General features: G+C 56.4%; 16 protein-coding genes and 1 pseudogene. 10 read left to right on the forward strand and 7 right to left on the reverse strand.

The window, feature by feature from the left end:
- Positions 1-693 precede the first annotated feature (693 nt).
- The 4 genes from M0412_RS25955 to M0412_RS25970 are packed head-to-tail and all read left to right on the forward strand — an operon-like array spanning position 694 to position 4520.
- Positions 694-1716: an ABC transporter substrate-binding protein gene (locus tag M0412_RS25955; protein WP_077768161.1), complete on the forward strand. Its 1023-nt coding sequence runs from the start codon at positions 694-696 to the stop codon at positions 1714-1716.
- Positions 1716-2798, forward strand: a complete 1083-nt coding sequence (locus M0412_RS25960; protein WP_077768160.1) for an ABC transporter ATP-binding protein — start codon at positions 1716-1718, stop codon at positions 2796-2798. The genes M0412_RS25955 and M0412_RS25960 overlap by 1 nt, the downstream gene beginning before the upstream one ends.
- Positions 2767-3678, forward strand: coding sequence for an ABC transporter permease (locus M0412_RS25965; RefSeq protein ID WP_012475930.1), 912 nt, complete (start codon positions 2767-2769; stop codon positions 3676-3678). Before M0412_RS25960 ends, M0412_RS25965 begins: the two co-directional genes overlap by 32 nt.
- A complete protein-coding gene (locus M0412_RS25970) occupies positions 3675-4520 on the forward strand; it encodes an ABC transporter permease (protein ID WP_012475931.1) in 846 nt (281 codons plus the stop codon). Before M0412_RS25965 ends, M0412_RS25970 begins: the two co-directional genes overlap by 4 nt.
- A 157-nt stretch (positions 4521-4677) precedes the next feature.
- Here M0412_RS25970 and M0412_RS25975 read toward each other — a convergent pair whose 3' ends face one another.
- A complete protein-coding gene (locus M0412_RS25975; RefSeq protein ID WP_012475932.1) occupies positions 4678-6039 on the reverse strand; it encodes a formimidoylglutamate deiminase in 1362 nt (453 codons plus the stop codon).
- 114 nt (positions 6040-6153) lie between these two features.
- Between M0412_RS25975 and hutI the strand changes: the two genes are divergently transcribed.
- From hutI to M0412_RS26000, 5 genes are all read left to right on the forward strand, one after another.
- Entirely contained in the window at positions 6154-7338 is a 1185-nt protein-coding gene (gene hutI / locus M0412_RS25980) for an imidazolonepropionase (protein ID WP_234888143.1), read from the forward strand.
- A gap of 138 nt (positions 7339-7476) precedes the next feature.
- Positions 7477-8277 (forward strand): N-formylglutamate deformylase, encoded by an 801-nt coding sequence (gene hutG / locus M0412_RS25985; RefSeq protein WP_077768158.1) that lies wholly within the window; start codon positions 7477-7479, stop codon positions 8275-8277.
- A gap of 19 nt (positions 8278-8296) precedes the next feature.
- Entirely contained in the window at positions 8297-9982 is a 1686-nt protein-coding gene (gene hutU / locus M0412_RS25990) for a urocanate hydratase (protein WP_012475935.1), read from the forward strand.
- A 5-nt stretch (positions 9983-9987) separates the two neighbouring features.
- Complete coding sequence (locus tag M0412_RS25995; RefSeq protein WP_012475936.1) at positions 9988-10554, forward strand: HutD family protein; 567 nt, start codon at positions 9988-9990, stop codon at positions 10552-10554.
- Between the two features lie 31 nt (positions 10555-10585).
- Positions 10586-10774, forward strand: a complete 189-nt coding sequence (locus M0412_RS26000; RefSeq protein WP_077768157.1) for a hypothetical protein — start codon at positions 10586-10588, stop codon at positions 10772-10774.
- A 53-nt stretch (positions 10775-10827) separates the two neighbouring features.
- On the opposite strand, the gene M0412_RS26005 is transcribed toward M0412_RS26000, so the two are convergent.
- Positions 10828-11241: a hypothetical protein gene (locus M0412_RS26005; RefSeq protein WP_161596397.1), complete on the reverse strand. Its 414-nt coding sequence runs from the start codon at positions 11239-11241 to the stop codon at positions 10828-10830.
- 310 nt (positions 11242-11551) lie between these two features.
- Here M0412_RS26005 and M0412_RS26010 point away from each other — a divergent pair.
- A pseudogene (locus M0412_RS26010) lies at positions 11552-11692 on the forward strand (IS30 family transposase); the annotation flags it as partial.
- A 293-nt stretch (positions 11693-11985) separates the two neighbouring features.
- Here M0412_RS26010 and M0412_RS26015 read toward each other — a convergent pair.
- From M0412_RS26015 to M0412_RS26035, 5 genes are all read right to left on the reverse strand, one after another.
- Positions 11986-12606, reverse strand: coding sequence for a TetR/AcrR family transcriptional regulator (locus tag M0412_RS26015; protein WP_077768155.1), 621 nt, complete (start codon positions 12604-12606; stop codon positions 11986-11988).
- A gap of 256 nt (positions 12607-12862) precedes the next feature.
- Positions 12863-13408, reverse strand: a complete 546-nt coding sequence (locus M0412_RS26020) for a TIGR00730 family Rossman fold protein (protein ID WP_077768185.1) — start codon at positions 13406-13408, stop codon at positions 12863-12865.
- Positions 13409-13502: 94 nt separating this feature from the next.
- Positions 13503-14102 carry an isopentenyl-diphosphate Delta-isomerase gene (idi, locus tag M0412_RS26025; protein ID WP_012475940.1) on the reverse strand — a complete coding sequence of 200 codons (600 nt, stop codon included), beginning with the start codon at positions 14100-14102 and terminating at the stop codon, positions 13503-13505.
- Between the two features lie 67 nt (positions 14103-14169).
- The gene (locus M0412_RS26030; protein WP_077768184.1) at positions 14170-14898 is read right to left on the reverse strand and encodes an isopentenyl transferase family protein; all 729 of its coding nucleotides are present in this window, start codon (positions 14896-14898) and stop codon (positions 14170-14172) included.
- A 1112-nt stretch (positions 14899-16010) separates the two neighbouring features.
- Positions 16011-16433, reverse strand: a 423-nt coding sequence (locus M0412_RS26035) for a hypothetical protein (protein ID WP_371338344.1), incomplete at its 5' end; no start/stop codon positions are given.

Below are 16433 nucleotides of genomic sequence, written 5' to 3' on the forward strand. Positions count from 1 at the left end.
GGGCACCGGCAACAAGGTCATCGTCCAGTATGGTGAAGTCACCGAAGATATTGCGACACCGGTTCTCGGTGAGATCCTGCCGGAGTATGCCGACGATATCTATAAGGTTGGTCGCGCTGTTCTGGAAAGCAACTTTGGCGACAAGAAGCCGATCATGCTCACGATCGAACTCGCATAACAAGCGTTCAGCCGGGGCGGTTTCTAACGCGAGCCGCCTCCCTTTGGCGACAAAAAATTGACTTGATTGGCTAAGCCTTTCTGTTAATATGTATAGACCAAACCGCAGGAAACATGCGGTAACAGGAGAACGGCGAAATGGCATTCTGGTTTGAATTCGACAAAATCAGTGACCTTCCGAACAATGCGGGACACAGCGTCCTGGATGACGGAAGTTCGTTCTGTTTCAGCCATGTAACCGACTTGACGACGCGTTTCTTTAGGGGCGGATTGGCGTGGCTATCTGGCATGCAACTGCCAAACATATCGCCCCGATGACGCTGAGCCTTAGCTCCTCCGAGGACAGATCCCAGCGGAAAAGAAGCGGCATTTGTATATGAGATGATGAGCCTCAAGCAACGGAGGCAAATCTCAAACCTGAAGTCAACTCAATGTTTGCGGTAGGGCACGGTGTCCGACGCAGAACGGTTTGTCTCGCGTTGCTGCGAGCCAAACCCCAACCAAGGGGAACTAACCATGAAATGGCAATTTGGGAAAGCCATCGTCGGTGGCGCAATGTTGGTCGCAGCTTGCGCGCTGAGTTCAGGAGCTCAGGCGCAACAAAAGGAGCTGATCGTCAGCGGTTTTGGCGGTGCCTATGACGAAGCAATGGCTGCGAGCGTGAAATCCTTCGAACAGGAAAACGACGTCAAGGTCACCATTGTTGCCGGGTCCGGCGCGAACAACATAGCCCGTGTCCGCAACAAGGAAGTCGACGTTATCGTTTCTGATCCGGTTTTCGCGCTTCGCATGGAAGCCGAGAAGGCGTTTGCGCCGCTCGATCCGAAGCTGGTTACCAACCTGAAGGACATTCACCCGAATGCGATCTACTCCGACGCGGTCGTCGCAGCGAATTTCGGCGCATATGTGCTCGCTTACAATCCTGCGGAGGTGAAGCCGCCGCAATCGTGGCATGATCTCGCGAAGCCGGAATACAAGGGCCGCATCGCGCTGCGCGGATTCCGGCCTGAAAATATCGATCTAATCACTCTCTTTGCGAAAGAGGCCGGCGGCGACGAGCGTCATCCCGACGCCGGCTTCGCCGAAATGGCCAAGATCGCTCAGAACATCGACGTCTGGGTGGACTCGCACGCCAACCATCTCGAACTGTATCGCAACGACCAGATCTCCATGAGCATGTGGACCGATGGCCGCATCGGCTGGGCGCGTGACACTGAAGGCGTAAAAATCCAGGGCGTCATTCCGAAGGAAGGATTTTTCCCGCTCGCCTCGACGCTTAGCGTCGTTGCCGGACGTCCGAACACCGAGTTGGCCGAGAAGCTGGTCAACCACTTACTGAGCCCCGCCTCGGGACTCAATATGGCCACTCGCCTTGGTTATTTCCCGACGAACCGCGAAGCTAAGCTGCCGCAGGAAGTCCAGGCAAAGATCATGATCACGCCAGACAACGTCAAGGATCTGAAAAGCGCCGACTGGAAGTACATCGTTTCGGTCTATGATCAATGGCAGCAGCGCTGGGAACGGGAAATTCAACGATAATGACCCAAAGTTTCGACATTGAACTGTCGCACTGCCGCAAGACGTACGGCGACATCAACGTTCTGGACGACGTCTCCCTTCAGGTCAAGAACGGTGAGTTCATCACCGTTCTCGGCCCAAGTGGTTGCGGCAAGACAACGACATTGCGTGTGATCGGGGGCTTCATCATTCCCGACAGCGGGCGTGTTTCGATCAGAGGCAGGGAGGTTACCAACCTGCCTCCCTACAAACGCAACATCGGCGTGGTCTTCCAAAACTACGCCCTGTGGCCCCACATGACTGTGGCAGAAATCCTCTCGTTCGGTCTTCGCATACGCAAGCTGCCCCGGGAAGAGATCGCGCGTCGTGTAGACCGTGCCCTCAGCATGGTGCAATTGACCGGCTTGAAGGATCGATATCCTCGTGAACTCAGTGGCGGGCAGCAGCAACGCGTCGCCATGGCACGAGCGCTTGCGATCGATCCTGAGGTGATCATTCTTGATGAGCCGCTGTCCAATCTGGATCGGCGCTTGCGGGAAGAACTCCGTATTGAATTGAAGCGACTGCAGCGGTCTCTTGGGGTGACGATGCTATTCGTCACGCACGATCAGGAGGAGGCGCTCTCCATGTCCGACCAAGTGGTGGTCATGCAATCCGGAAGGATTCAGCAAATCGCCGACCCGAGGACAGTCTATGAGCGCCCGGCGAACCGTTTTGTTGCCGGCTTTCTTGGTAGCGCAAATTTCCTGCCCGGAGAACTGGTGCAGAATTCCAAGGAGAGCAGGGCCGAAATCAAGCTCAGCAATGGCGCCGTCGTGACTGCGCATGCGCCGTCGGCCAGGGCGGTCGGAGAGAAGGTCACCGTTATTGTTCGGCCCGAGTGGCTGGTACTTGAACGGCAGGGCAGCAATCCGCCTGCAAATCAGCTCGAGGGCACGGTCGGCGATGTGATCTATGAAGGCTCTGCAATTCGATATGGGATCAAACTCACTCACGAACCTGAGGCGCCCGTTTTCCTGCAGGAACGGTCTAACGCCGATGTTTTGAAACCCGGAGACAAGGTCAGGATCAATGTCACTAACGCCGTCGTTGCCGCAGAGTGATGAACGCAGAGGACTTTGGGAGCGTGTGGTTGCGTGGTCTACCCAAGCGCCGCTGTTCCTGCCGTTCGCCTTCGTCATCTTGTTCTTTTTCGTTCCCATGTGCTGGCTCGTTGCGACGAGCATGTCCTCCCATGAGGTTGGCAGCGCGCCTGTATTTACAGGCACGCTAGAGCACTACGCGAGGTTCTGGACGGACCCCTTCTATCTCGAAACAGCGCTCTGGACGACCGTTAAGCTGTCGGTTTTGTCCACGGTGCTTGCTCTGATTATCGGGTATGTGCTGGCCTACTACATTGCCGAGCTCCCTGCTGACCGCAGAGGGTTTCTCACCAGCATGGTGGTTGTGTCCCTCTCTGTGAACATCGTTATCCGGATCTTTGGATTGAATGTTCTTCTAATGAGCGGCGGACTTATTGATAGCGCCCTGACCTTCATGGGGATGCCGAAGGTCCGCATCATGTATACCGAGCTTGGGGTTTTGATAGGGTTGGTTCAGATCGCCATCCCGTATGTCGTTTTGCCTCTTATCGGTGTCATAGCCGCGATCGACCCGGCCCTCAAAGAGGCGGCGGCAAGCGTGGGCGCCAACAAGTACAAGACCTTTTGGGCCGTAACCTTCCCGCTGTCGCTGCCCGGAGTCGTGGCGGGCACACTGATTGCGTTCACTTTGAACGCCGCAGCTTTTGCGATTCCGTCCCTCATGGGCGGCGGTCGGGTCAAAATGATGGGCATGATGGCCTACGAACAAGCCACCGTGCAGGGGAACTTCCCCTTCGCAGCGGCGATCGGCATAAGCCTGACGATTCTGAGCATCCTGATTACTGCAATCTATTTGTTTGCCATCAATCAAACATTCCGCACGGCGAGGAGAGCAGCATGAGCGCTACCACAACTGTCTCGACGGGGAAGGGCGTTTCGGCCAGGAAGGTGTGGTTGCCACTCCCCACAGGATTAGGTATTGCCGCTTTCTGCGCGTTCGTCACCGTCGTGGCGCCACTGTTTGTGGTCGCCGGCGCAGCTTTGAACGCGGAAGCCATGTTCTTTCCGCCCAAGCAATTGACGTTGCATTGGATGATTGCGGCTCTCACGGACAGAAGCTTCGTGAATGGCGCCCTCATCAGCTTTGCCGTCGCAGCAGTAGCAGCCACGGTCTCAACGATCTTCGCACTTCCGGTCGCGCTCCAATTGCGGAAAGCACCGCCCACGGTGGCGAAGGTCCTGACTTTGTCGTTCATGGGGCCGTTGCTCGTACCCTCGGTGATCTTTGCTCTGTCGTTGTATTCGGTGATGATCTACGCTTTCGGGGTGACGAACCTATTTGCGCTCGTCATCGGCCACGTGATGATCACCATGCCATACCCGGTACGAACGATCACAGCCGTTACCGAGAACCTCGACCCCGCGCTGGAGGATGCTGCAAGCAGTGTCGGCGCAAATCCGTGGCGTACGTTTGTGTCAGTAACGTTGCCGTTGATCAAACCTGGTGTGATCGCTGGCTTTCTCTTTGCTTTCATAACCTCGTGGAATGACTTCTCCATCTCGGTCTTCCTCACGCCGCGCGAACTGCAGCCACTGCCGATCAAAATCTATGAGTATCTCCTCTACCAATACAGGCCATTGATAGCCGCAGTTGCCACCTGGTCGGTGATTGGTTCGGCCATCGTCGTTCTCATAATCGACCGTCTGGTGGGGCTGAACGTCTTTACCGGTCGTCGCGGCTAGTACAGTAGATATGATCACATCTGAAATTTAATTTTAAGAAGGGGCGCTCGGCGCCCCTTTTTGCATGCCAGTTTATTCCCCGACGCCTCGAAATTACGCCAACGCAAAACAGGCGACCTTGCAAGGACAAGACCGCCAACTCGCCTCCGCGTGTCGATCAGCGGCGAACCAACTTCTGCATTGTGGTGAGGAAGCGTCGATTGATCTTGTCTCGGGCGACGTGGCGACCGGCTACCACTTGTCTGCGGCCTTGAACCCAAACGTTGTCGATCGCAACCCCATCTGCAAAGATCCAATGATCCAGGATCTCGTCATCTTCGAGATAGGGAACTTCTGTGAGATTGAGTGAAAGCATGTCGGCAGAATTGTGTACCTCAATGCCACTCTCCGCGTTCAGCGCCATGGCGCCGCCGCGGACGGCAGAGACGATAAGATTGCGACCCGTTGAGCCGCCCGGCGCTGCCAGGACGTTACGTGCTTGGAGTCGCAGTCGTTGTGAATATTCAAGTTGCCGCAGCTCTCCGTTCAGGGAAATGAGAACGTTCGAGTCGGAACCAATGCCGACACGGCCTCCTTGTTCGCAGAAAATTTGGCCTGGAAAAATACCGTCGCCAAGATTGGCCTCGGTAATCGGGCAAAGCCCAGCGATAGCGCCAGTCCGCGCCATTCTTGCCGTTTCGATTTCGGTCATATGAGTTGCGTGAATTAGGCACCAGCGCTGGTCCACAGGTGCATTGTCCAACAACCATTCAACAGGACGAGCAGAGGACCAGGCAATACAATCCGAAACTTCCTTCATCTGCTCGGCGATATGGATATGGATTGGCCCTCCGCCAGACATTGAGGTGACCGCAAGCAGTTCCTGCGGTATGACGGCTCTCAGGCTGTGTGGTGCGACACCAAGCTCGGCGCCGTCGATTTTCGCGACTAGAGATCGGCACGCAACCATTAGTCGTTCGAAGCTGTCGAGCGAATTGATAAATCGTCGTTGCCCCTCCACCGGTTCGAGTCCGCCGAAATCCGAGTGGGCGTAAAAGACAGGTAGCAGGGTCAAGTTTATTCCGGTGGCACTCGCGGCCGCTGCGACTCGTTCCGCCATTTCCGCAATGTTGGAGTAATGGTTTCCATCCGGGCTATGATGCAGGTAGTGAAACTCGCCGACACGGCTGAAACCTGCTTCAAGCATTTCCATGTAGAGCTGGGACGCAACAGCCTCGACATCGTCGGGGCTCATCGTCAAGGCGAACCGGTACATTACATTTCGCCAGCTCCAGAAGCTGTCATCTGACGGCCCGCGGGTCTCGGCCAGACCTGCCATTGCGCGCTGAAAGGCGTGGCTATGGAGATTGCCCATCGCAGGCAGAATGATTTGATGGTGTTCGTCGGATGGTGCAGGATCAGCATCGGTCGATACCGACGCGATGGTTCCGCTCTCGACCAACACCCTGACATTGTCGTGCCAGCCGCTCGGAAGAAGGGCCTTCCGTGCGAAAAGTGCTGAACTGTTCAATTCCTTCATAGCTTCCCTCTGATTTTTTGCGAAACGCAGGCAACTTTGGTGCTTGCAATTCCGTGTATTGGTATATACAAAATATCAGTAATGAAAGACAAATATAGAGCAACGGGGATCGAGATGTCAGTGGCAACGCCCGCATCCGATGAGGAAATCGTCGTTTGGAGGAACGCGCATCTGGCGACTGTCGCGGGAGATCGAGACGGCCTGGGTGTCGTAGAGGGTGGCGCGATAGTGGTCAGAGGTGACCGCATCGCATACGTCGGAACCGACGCAAATCTCCCGGCGTTGGCGAGAGGCGCGGTTCAAGTCGATTTGGAGGGCCGGTGGGTGACGCCGGCATTGATCGACTGCCATACGCACTTGGTATTCGGTGGCGACCGCGCACACGAATTCGAAATGCGACTCGCCGGTGCGTCGTGTGAGGAGATCGCACTGGCCGGTGGGGGAATTGCTTCTTCTGTAAACGCCACGAACAAATTTTCCGAGGATGAACTCGTTTTGCAAGATCTGCCTCGACTTGACGCCCTCATGGAAGAGAGACTGTCGACGGTCGAGATAAAGTCTGGCTACGGCCTCAACGTCGAAGCTGAATTGAAAATGCTGCGTGTGGCAAGGGGATTGGAGACGCTGAGACCGGTGCGCGTCGTGACCACTTATCTCGCCGCCCATGCGATCCCGTCAAGTTACAGAGGCAGGAATGGCGACTACATCAAGGATGTCGTCATCCCTGGACTCGAGCGGGGCAGGAGGGAAGGTCTCATCGATGCGGTGGATGGTTTTTGTGAAAATATCGCATTTTCGCCAGCGGAGATATCCAAGGTATTCGACAAGGCGACTGCGATAGGCCTTCCGGTAAAGTTGCACGCGGAGCAGCTATCCGATCTTGGAGGAGCAAAGCTAGCCGCGTCCTATCGAGCGCTCTCGGCAGATCATCTTGAGTGCCTCGATGAAGAAGGTGCCCAAGCGCTCGCTATGGCTGGTACGGTGGCTGTTCTTCTGCCAGGAGCATTCTATACACTCCGAGAAAAGCAGCTGCCGCCAGTGCAAGCGCTTCGCAATGCCGGCACGCCTATCGCTATCGCAACAGACTGCAATCCGGGCACTTCACCACGGACCTCGTTGCTGCTGACTATGAATATGGCAGCCACGTTGTTCGGCTTGACGGTCGACGAGTGCGTCGCTGGCGCGACAAGAGAGGCTGCACGTGCCCTTGGTCTCTTGCATGAAACTGGAACCCTCGAGGTCGGAAGGTCCGCTGATTTCGCGATCTGGAATATCGGACGGCCAGCTGAGCTGGTCTAGCGGATGGGCTTCAATCCCCTGCATGCGCGAATATTTAAGGGACGAGGACTGCGGCCGTGACTTTAAGTCATGTCCCTGGCGTTTCGAACCTGGCTGGTTCTTTCACCTCCATTCGCTAGTCGTAGAAGAGAAGAAATCATGAGTGTTTTTGAAGTTCGCCACGGCACCTCTCCGGTTATTCTAGCAATGCCCCATACCGGTACCGATGTTCCGAGCGAGATCTGGGAGCGGTTGAACGACAATGGCCGGCAGCTGATCGATACCGATTGGTATATACATAATCTGTACGATGGTCTTTTAGAGAAAGCCACAGTCGTTCGAGCGATGTTTCATCGCTACGTCATTGATGCCAACCGGGATCCGGAAGGGGCGAGTTTGTACCCTGGGCAGAACACCACTGGCCTTATCCCCAAAACGGACTTTGATGGTGAAGCCATCTGGAAATCCGGTGCGGAACCGACAGACGACGATATCGCTCAACGAGTCGCTACTTTCCACTCACCCTACCATACCGCCCTCCAATCAGAGATCGAGCGGGTGAAGGCAATTCACGGCTTGGCCATTGTCTATGACTGTCACTCAATCCGCTCGCACATTCCCTTCCTGTTCGAGGGAACGTTGCCCGACTTCAATATCGGGACCAATGACGGGCAGTCGTGTCATCCCGCAGTCGCGGCGGCCGTCGTTAACGTCGTTCGCAATGCTGATGGCTACACACGCACGTTGAACGGTCGGTTCAAGGGAGGGTGGACCACAAGGCATTACGGCACGCTCGAAAGCGGCGTCCACGCGATCCAAATGGAACTGGCGCAATCGACTCATCTTTCGGCAGAGGAACCGCCATTTTCCTATGACACCGCAAAAGCCGAGCGCATCCGCGCCCGTCTCAGGGACATTCTGACCAACCTCGAGCGCGCCGCATCCGAACTCAAGAAGTGAATATTGGGAGCCACTGACCATGACCAATCCTCGACACAATATCCGCGAAGTTCGCGCGCCACGCGGCTCGGAGCTCAACACCAAGAGCTGGATGACCGAAGCGCCGCTGCGCATGCTGATGAACAACCTCGATCCTGATGTGGCTGAAAACCCCCACGAGCTGGTGGTTTATGGCGGCATCGGCCGGGCGGCACGCACCTGGAACGACTTCGAAACGATTGCGGCGACGCTGAAGACGCTCAATGCGGATGAGACCCTGCTCGTTCAGTCGGGCAAGCCGGTCGGTGTCTTCCGGACCCACAAGGATGCGCCGCGCGTCCTGATCGCCAACTCGAACCTCGTGCCGCACTGGGCAACCTGGGACCATTTCAACGAGCTGGATAAGAAGGGCCTTGCCATGTACGGCCAGATGACGGCCGGCTCGTGGATCTATATCGGCACGCAGGGCATCGTGCAGGGCACCTACGAAACCTTCGTCGAGGCCGGCCGCCAGCATTACGGCGGCAATCTCAAAGGCAAATGGATCCTGACCGGCGGTCTCGGCGGCATGGGCGGCGCCCAGCCGCTCGCCGCCGTCATGGCAGGTGCCTGCTGCCTGGCCGTCGAAAGCGATGAGACCCGCATCGATTTCCGTCTTCGCACCCGCTATGTCGACGAGAAGGCAAGGACGCTCGACGAGGCCCTCGAGATGATCCAGCGCTGGACCAAAGCCGGCGAGGCAAAATCCGTCGGCCTGCTGGGCAATGCCGCGGAAATTTTCCCCGAGCTCGTGCGGCGTATGGAGGCCGGTGGTCCACGCCCCGACATCGTCACCGATCAGACCTCGGCCCATGATCCGCTCAACGGTTATCTGCCAATCGGCTGGACCGTTGCCCAGCACAAGGCCAAGCGCGAAAGCGACCCGAAGACCGTCGAGGCTGCCGCCCGCGCCTCGATGAAAGTCCATGTCGAAGCCATGGTTGCCTTCTGGGATGCCGGGGTGCCGACGCTCGACTACGGCAACAACATCCGCCAGGTCGCAAAGGAGGAAGGTCTTGAGAACGCCTTCGCCTTCCCGGGTTTCGTTCCGGCCTATATCCGCCCGCTCTTCTGCCGCGGCATCGGTCCGTTCCGCTGGGCCGCCCTTTCCGGCGATCCGGAGGACATCTACAAGACCGACGCCAAGGTCAAGGACCTGCTGCCCGACAACAGGCACCTGCACAACTGGCTTGACATGGCCCGCGAACGCATCGCCTTCCAGGGCCTGCCGGCTCGCATCTGCTGGGTCGGCCTCGCCGACCGTCATCGCCTGGCGCTGGCCTTCAATGAGATGGTCAAGAACGGCGAGCTTTCGGCACCCGTGGTCATCGGTCGCGACCATCTCGACTCCGGATCGGTCGCCTCGCCCAACCGCGAGACCGAAGCGATGAAGGACGGCTCTGACGCCGTCTCCGACTGGCCGCTGCTCAACGCACTGCTCAACACCGCATCGGGGGCTACCTGGGTGTCGCTACACCATGGCGGCGGCGTTGGCATGGGCTTTAGCCAGCATTCGGGCGTTGTCATCTGCGCCGACGGCTCCGACGATGCCGCCAAGCGGCTGGAGCGCGTTCTCTGGAACGACCCGGCGACCGGAGTCATGCGCCACGCCGATGCGGGCTACGAGATCGCCATCGACTGCGCCAAGGACAAAGGCCTGCGTCTGCCGGGCATTCTCGGGAACTGAAGCAAATGCGCGTTCTGCGTTCCGCGCAGTACAAGCGCACGATGTGGAAGAACGGCAAGGGAGAGACGGTGGAGATCGCCGTCTCCCCTCCGGATGCGTCGGTCGACGATTTCGACTGGCGCATCAGCACCGCGACGGTCGCTCTCGATGGGCCTTTCTCGACATTCGATGAAGTCGATCGGACGTTGAGCGTGCTGACGGGGGAGGGGATAGAACTCGCGATTGCCGGGGAGCCCGCCACCGTCTGCTCTCAGAATAGTCCGCCTTTTACCTTTCGAGCGGACGTCCCGACCACCGCTCGACTGGTGGATGGCCCTATCAGCGACCTCAATGTCATGAGCCGGAGGGGACGCTTCGGTCATCGCGTTGCGAGGTGCAGGCTTGATGGCGAATTGGAGGTCGGATCGGATGTCGCGGTGGTGTTCGTCATCGTGATGTCCGGCTGCGCGCTAAAGAATTCCGGGGAGCGACTGGAAAGCCTCGATGCCCTTCACCTGGATCGCGCCGAAAAAGTCGTTCTTCGGGCAAACGGCCCGACGACGGCGTTCGTCGTCGAGTTGCTGCCACTTTGAACGGGAAAATGAACACCCTGAGGATACCAAGTTGAACAGGCAAAATATCGAGAACAGGCAAGCCGAGGCGGTCAACCTGGTTGAGAACTACGGGCCGATTGGCATTCGTTCTGTCGCTGCCGCATGTGCAGCGAGGCCTCCTCAAAAAGAACTGGATGAGTCGTCGTCAATCGAGTTTCCAGCGGTGCGCGCCCGCTGGCTCGGTGACGGGGATGATTGAGTTTGAAGGTCGGCGATGTGGTCATGGAGTTTGTGTTGCCCGGTCCATTAGAACTAGCATGCCTTCGGTGGCTGTCTCGCGGCAAAACGCTCGCCGAAATCGCTCTGCTTCAAGGCAAAACCGTCTCTGAAATTGCGCATCATGTCGAACGCGCGCTTGCCGCGCTTAACGCAAAATCGGCACAGGAAGCACTCGCAAAAGCTCACCTTTCGAACGGCAACTGATCTGAAACAGAGGCTCGTTCGGTTGGCCTGCATCAGGAGTGTTTTCCCCTCGTAGGGCGAAACTACATGTCGACGGATTTCAATGCTGAGCTCCATGCCCGGCCGTCTATCTACTTCACCGGTCCGGCCTTCGTTGAGCATGTTGCGGTCATGCGCTCCGGTCCGATTACGCAGGATGGTGCGCGCGGCATATCCACCGACCCGTGTCACAGTGAGAATTTGCGCACGCAGGTGGAACATCATACGGAATTCGTCACCGTACGCGCGTGTCGAAAATCAGCGAGGAGGCGGCGTCCTGGCCCACTTCCAGTCTCAGCCTTTCCGAAATCGCGGCTTTAGTGGACATAAGCTCGCCGCAGCTTATCTGTCGGATCGGCATCCTGATACTGGGTACTGCCCCAAAGGAACTCGGGCCTGTGCTGTCGAGTCTCGGGTTTCGCGATACCGCAGCGTCGTCGATCGGCGGCGGTGCGGCGCAGGTGTGTTCGGATTTCCGCGTTCAGCCGGACCAAACGAGCCGCGTCCTTCTCTTCAACAAGGACCTGAACGCCTACAGAAAGGTGCGGTGGAAAATGCCAACAAGCGCATTCGCCGCTTCATGCCAGGTGATACCGATCTTGCAGCCGTCTCTCAGCGCGACCTGACCCACCTTGCCCGCCATCTCAAGGATCAACCGCGAAAATGCCTCGGATAAAAAACCCCAGCAGAAGTGTTCATGGCACATTTGCAGGAAGAGGGGTGATCCCCTACCCTAGACGCCGGCATGATGCACTTGGGTTAGCTTTTCCAAAACAATCCGTGATTTTGCATCTGGTTAAACTGGTCCAGGATGTTTAGTGACACCTGGCCCGGCCGTATACGAGCCTTCATCCGTGAGACATATCAACCACGACGTCCAAAGCTGGAAATATTAAAGGTCACCGGTGCTGAACCGCGGTATCGGAAAACGCTTGGGCGATGAGGAAAAGCGAGCGAACTCCGATTGTTTTATCCAGTGACCAAATCGGCGCGCTGGTACGAGGAAAGCATCGTTTGAACGATACGCATGCCATCGGACTTCAGGTCAAACCTCGAATCATCCTCCAGCCAGGTCTGAAACGTTCCTCGCATTGCAAACCAAAAGGTATATGCCGCAGTGTCGGAGGTCCAAGGAGCTAGTAATTCCTTTCTCGTCTCTGCGGATCCGAAAACGCTCCCTAACGTAGCCCGCACTTCCTGCTGAAACTTGCGGTCTTCATTATGGAAGGCCACTGTATCGGAGACTTTCTTATCATAGATCTGGAAAATCCGCCTGCAGTTTTCATTGTCAGCAAAGTGGTTAATGGCTGATGTGGCAAACTCGGCGACTGCCTTTAATGGCTCCTCAACCATCCCTGCGTCGTGAAGGCTGCCGAGCTTTCTTGCCTGCCAGCATAACTCATCGCGCAAGGCCAGTAGAATGTGCATTTTTTGTCCGAAATGCCACTGGATGGCGCCGGTTGTTACGGCCGCTTCGGCGGCAATTTCCTGCAAGGAGGCTTCATCGTATCCTTTTTCGATAAACACAGCCTCGGCAGAGCGTAAAATCCGCCTCCGGGTAGCTGCAGCCTCATCCGACGTCCTTCTCATGCATCGCCCCCCTGTGGCCTATCGCATCAGTCCTCTTGATGAACGTTTTTCAGCCCGACATTCCGCGAGAAACAAGAAATATGAAATCGGCTACGGTTTGCCACAGCAATTTCGTTACAAAATAAACAGAGCCAACACAGGGGGGACCAGCGCTCGTAGTGCCATCTCGCTTTTTGGACAACACGTTTCAGGTAACCTGCAAAGCGCGCAGTTAGCGTCGGAGTAGCCTAAAATCGCTCTCTTCTGAACGTAACTTTCAAGTGGCACTATCTTTTGCCATGGCAGAAATGAGCACCTCGGCGTCCTCTTCGACGAGGAGGATGTTGCGATGACTTGCTGTCAAGAATGCTTCGCCAACAATATGATCAAGAAAGGAATCTAGCCTTTTGTAAAAGCCCGCTACGTCCAGCAGTGCACAGGGCTTATTGTGGTAACCCAACTGAGCCCATGTCCATACTTCGAACAGCTCTTCGAGGGTTCCCAATCCTCCTGGTAAAGCGATAAAACCATCCGGCAGCGTCGTCATCAGCGCTTTGCGCTCGTGCATGGTCTCGACAACGCGTAGATCAGCAAGATCGGTGTGTGCGATCTCCTTCTCGGCCAGCGCGCGGGGAATGACGCCGATAACCTCTCCGCCATCGCTTCGGGCCGCGTCCGCAATAGCACCCATTAAACCAATCGAAGCGCCGCCGTACACCAATCCGATGCCCGATCTCGCCAGAGCTTTGCCAAGTTGGTTTGCTGCGCTCACATAGGCCGGATTTTGGCCGTTGCTTGAACCCGCAAAGACGCAATATCTCAAACGCTCCTCCAATTGAGAAAACGAACTTCTTGAAGGCCAGCTATTTCCCGAATTGAGAAACTCCCTACGAGCTCCACGCCCGGGAGCGGCTTAGCTAAGAAACCTTAAGTTGAACGTCAATCTTCGTTCTGGCAGCTTTTGGTAGCCGCCGCTCCTCCGCTACGGGCCATTGCGATGGGTTCGCACCAAGTGGTGCGAGCAGGTCGACTTGTGCACGACACCATGGTGACACCAACAAGCGCTCAGCCTGTACGCTTTCGAAAAACCATTGCCAATGCACCCATTCCCACGCTGACACCTCATTCAAATCGGGGTTGACGCCGGAGGTTTTGCAATGTGCAGCGAATACGGGGCACAACTCGTTTTCGGTGATCCCATTCGTCATTGAAGCGCGATAGGAAAATTCCGGCAGCACAAGACGAATGTCGTCTGCACGTATCCGCAATTCCTCGTGACCCCGGCGCTCGATAGCCTCGGTCAACGGTTCGCCAGGTTGCGGGTGTCCACAGCAACTGTTGGAAAGAACACCGGGCCAGGTGATCTTATCAGATGCCCGGCGCGTCACTAGCAGCTTGTTGTCACCGTTGAAAATGTAGACCGAAAAGGCCAAATGCAGTGGGGTATCGGAATGATGAATCTCGGATTTTGGAGCAGTGCCGGTGGCCTCCCCGAGTTCGTTGCACAATATGACCATTCAGGCGATTGATTGGCCGGTAGGGTCATCACAAATCTCTTCGTTTCGCGACGTTAACTTCCGACACTCAGTTAGCGTTTGATGCCACCCGAGGAGTGAGGCGAACGTTTCCGCCCTCCTGCCAATCAGGGAAGTCGCGCTCCTGCCACTGCGCATGATCAAAATATTCGTCGGCGATGGCCGAGATCAGCGCCTGCTGTCGCGTCAAATCGAGACGCAACAAATCGCGAATCCCGATATCATGTTCCTTGGCGAACCGGATTGCGCAGCGATACCCGTCGATGTCCTCCAGTATCGGCCGGAGCGCCTCCTGCTTCCAGAGATCCGTCAGTTCCTGCAGCAGAGATCGGCGCTCGTCCTTGACAGCAAACATTTCCGTCACCCGGCGTCTTGCTCGCGGCAGGAAAACATCTGGAGCCGCAAGACGAAGTCGCCTTACATGCCATCTAAAATCGGCTTCCCAATAAGTGTCCGTGGCCATACAGTTCAGAAGGGAAATCGAACCGCCTTCGAGGATGAGACCAGGAGAGGTCCGGCGATTCTCTACTTCTGAGATGAGCTGACGATGAGCCGCCTCTGCATCGATCACACCCTCAGCGAGTGGGCGCGAATCCAGGTAGATTCGCTCGGTGGATTGCAGTTCCGATTCCAAAGGACGTCCACTGCCGGTAGCGATTTGGGGGCAGCATTGTACCCGATCGAGCGCTATTACCGGCCAACCCGTTTCTCGGGCCACTTGTACTGCCAAGTCGGTTTTTCCGCTACAGGTGGGTCCATAGATAAGATAGATAAGCATGTGCATCTCGCTTCTTTCAAAACCAGCGGGGGTGACGCGACACGGTCTCATGATCAAGACGCTTCATTCGGCATTGGCTGCGCCGCGCGCATTGCAAAAAGAACAAACGTCGAAGTAAAAGTGCTAACGCTTTCGACGTATGATAGTATTGGTTCGTAGAATAACTTTATCAAACCGCATTCAGAATTTGCAATATGAGGGAAAACATTAAATTTGTGCTTTAATAATTTATGAGTACTGATATTTATGTCGAAATTCAAATTCCCGCCTTTGACAGTTTGGTTTCATTTGACATCAATTCGCGTGCTACGGCTCCTGGCGGCAGAGCCGCGCTTGATGAATAGGTACACGTGTGCTTTTTCCGGAATGACGGCAGCGCGGTTGTGATTGGCCAGGAGCTGGCGAATGAGCATGGAACCAGCACCGGCCTGAGTTCAGTTTAGCGTCAAGTTCAGGATTGACGGGGAGAGCTAAAAGCACATTGGCGGGCGATAGTCCGCTTTGAGGCGGCGCCAGGCAAACAGATGCAAATCGGCCGTCTGCGCGACGAACGGCCTACTGCTTTCGATGTTGACGGGATCGTTATAGCACTTTCTTTTAGAACTCCTGCTTTGCCGCCTTCGGCATAAGGGAGTTCGGATATTGACGAGTGCTTCGGCGACGACAGCAGCATCCCTGCCTGGTCGCTTTCCGTTTCGTGTCGCCGAGCGTGCGGATCGCGCGATGACATCGCCAGTGACGGCATGACCTCAAAGAACAGGCTGCCAAAGCCTAGTTTAGCCGGGCAACTCAGCAAAATACCGCCATGGTCGAGGAAAACAATGCCCCGAACCCGACGCTTGCCGGGGAAGTAGCTCGGCCTCGCAAGCTGATCAGCCGTTTCCACTTCGGCAGGCCATACGTCGGCCGGTCTCTGATGGAATTGGTCACCGAACCGGCACATCGCATCGCCGTCCGCCGGATCCCAGCAATCCTCGCCAATGCTTTCTCCGGCAACGGAACCTCAAGCAGATCTGGAAAGAGTTCCGAAAAGGTGATCGACGTTCTCGCGACAGAGAACGGATACAGGGACAGCGAGTGGAAGAGGGTGCGCGTTACGCACCCTCTTTTACTTAGAGTCCACGTCCATCCCCGCGGACGCGGATGCGCTCGTCAAAATCCCGTGTCAGCCGATCCACGTCATTTGCCGCCTTCGGCGAAGTCTGTTTTGGTGCTGCATTACTCTCTTGGACACTCTGCCTCAGACTACCTGTAGTTTCGTGCCCTTCTTTCGAGACTACATCAAGTTCTTGGGGCTTCTCGCGATTGGTTTTTATCCGATCGGGCAACCGAATGATCGAGGTCTCGCCAACGATAGTAGCTTGAACCTGGGGTATTTCGGGCGCTTCGGTGCGCTCAATCGGCTTGACCTCGCCACGTGCCGCGACAACTTCCTGGCGTTTTGCAATCCGATCGATGGCGGCTGTGTAGTCCGGCAAGGCTGGGAATTTGTCCTGGTAGAGCTCGCTGCCCGGCTTTCCCAGTTGCCTGGCCAA

The sequence above is a fragment of the Agrobacterium sp. O3.4 genome (assembly GCF_041414895.1).
GTDB lineage: Bacteria > Pseudomonadota > Alphaproteobacteria > Rhizobiales > Rhizobiaceae > Agrobacterium > Agrobacterium cucumeris.

What these genes read in the sequence shown, in the direction of transcription:
- M0412_RS25955 (WP_077768161.1), top strand. Translation starts at nt 694, where the DNA reads ATGAAATGGCAATTTGGGAAAGCCATCGTCGGTGGCGCAATGTTGGTC.
- M0412_RS25960 (WP_077768160.1), top strand. Translation starts at nt 1,716, where the DNA reads ATGACCCAAAGTTTCGACATTGAACTGTCGCACTGCCGCAAGACGTAC.
- M0412_RS25965 (WP_012475930.1), top strand. Translation starts at nt 2,767, where the DNA reads ATGTCACTAACGCCGTCGTTGCCGCAGAGTGATGAACGCAGAGGACTT.
- M0412_RS25970 (WP_012475931.1), top strand. Translation starts at nt 3,675, where the DNA reads ATGAGCGCTACCACAACTGTCTCGACGGGGAAGGGCGTTTCGGCCAGG.
- M0412_RS25975 (WP_012475932.1), bottom strand. Translation starts at nt 6,039, where the DNA reads ATGAAGGAATTGAACAGTTCAGCACTTTTCGCACGGAAGGCCCTTCTT.
- hutI (WP_234888143.1), top strand. Translation starts at nt 6,154, where the DNA reads ATGTCAGTGGCAACGCCCGCATCCGATGAGGAAATCGTCGTTTGGAGG.
- hutG (WP_077768158.1), top strand. Translation starts at nt 7,477, where the DNA reads ATGAGTGTTTTTGAAGTTCGCCACGGCACCTCTCCGGTTATTCTAGCA.
- hutU (WP_012475935.1), top strand. Translation starts at nt 8,297, where the DNA reads ATGACCAATCCTCGACACAATATCCGCGAAGTTCGCGCGCCACGCGGC.
- M0412_RS25995 (WP_012475936.1), top strand. Translation starts at nt 9,988, where the DNA reads ATGCGCGTTCTGCGTTCCGCGCAGTACAAGCGCACGATGTGGAAGAAC.
- M0412_RS26005 (WP_161596397.1), bottom strand. Translation starts at nt 11,241, where the DNA reads ATGATGTTCCACCTGCGTGCGCAAATTCTCACTGTGACACGGGTCGGT.
- M0412_RS26015 (WP_077768155.1), bottom strand. Translation starts at nt 12,606, where the DNA reads ATGAGAAGGACGTCGGATGAGGCTGCAGCTACCCGGAGGCGGATTTTA.
- idi (WP_012475940.1), bottom strand. Translation starts at nt 14,102, where the DNA reads ATGGTCATATTGTGCAACGAACTCGGGGAGGCCACCGGCACTGCTCCA.
- M0412_RS26030 (WP_077768184.1), bottom strand. Translation starts at nt 14,898, where the DNA reads ATGCTTATCTATCTTATCTATGGACCCACCTGTAGCGGAAAAACCGAC.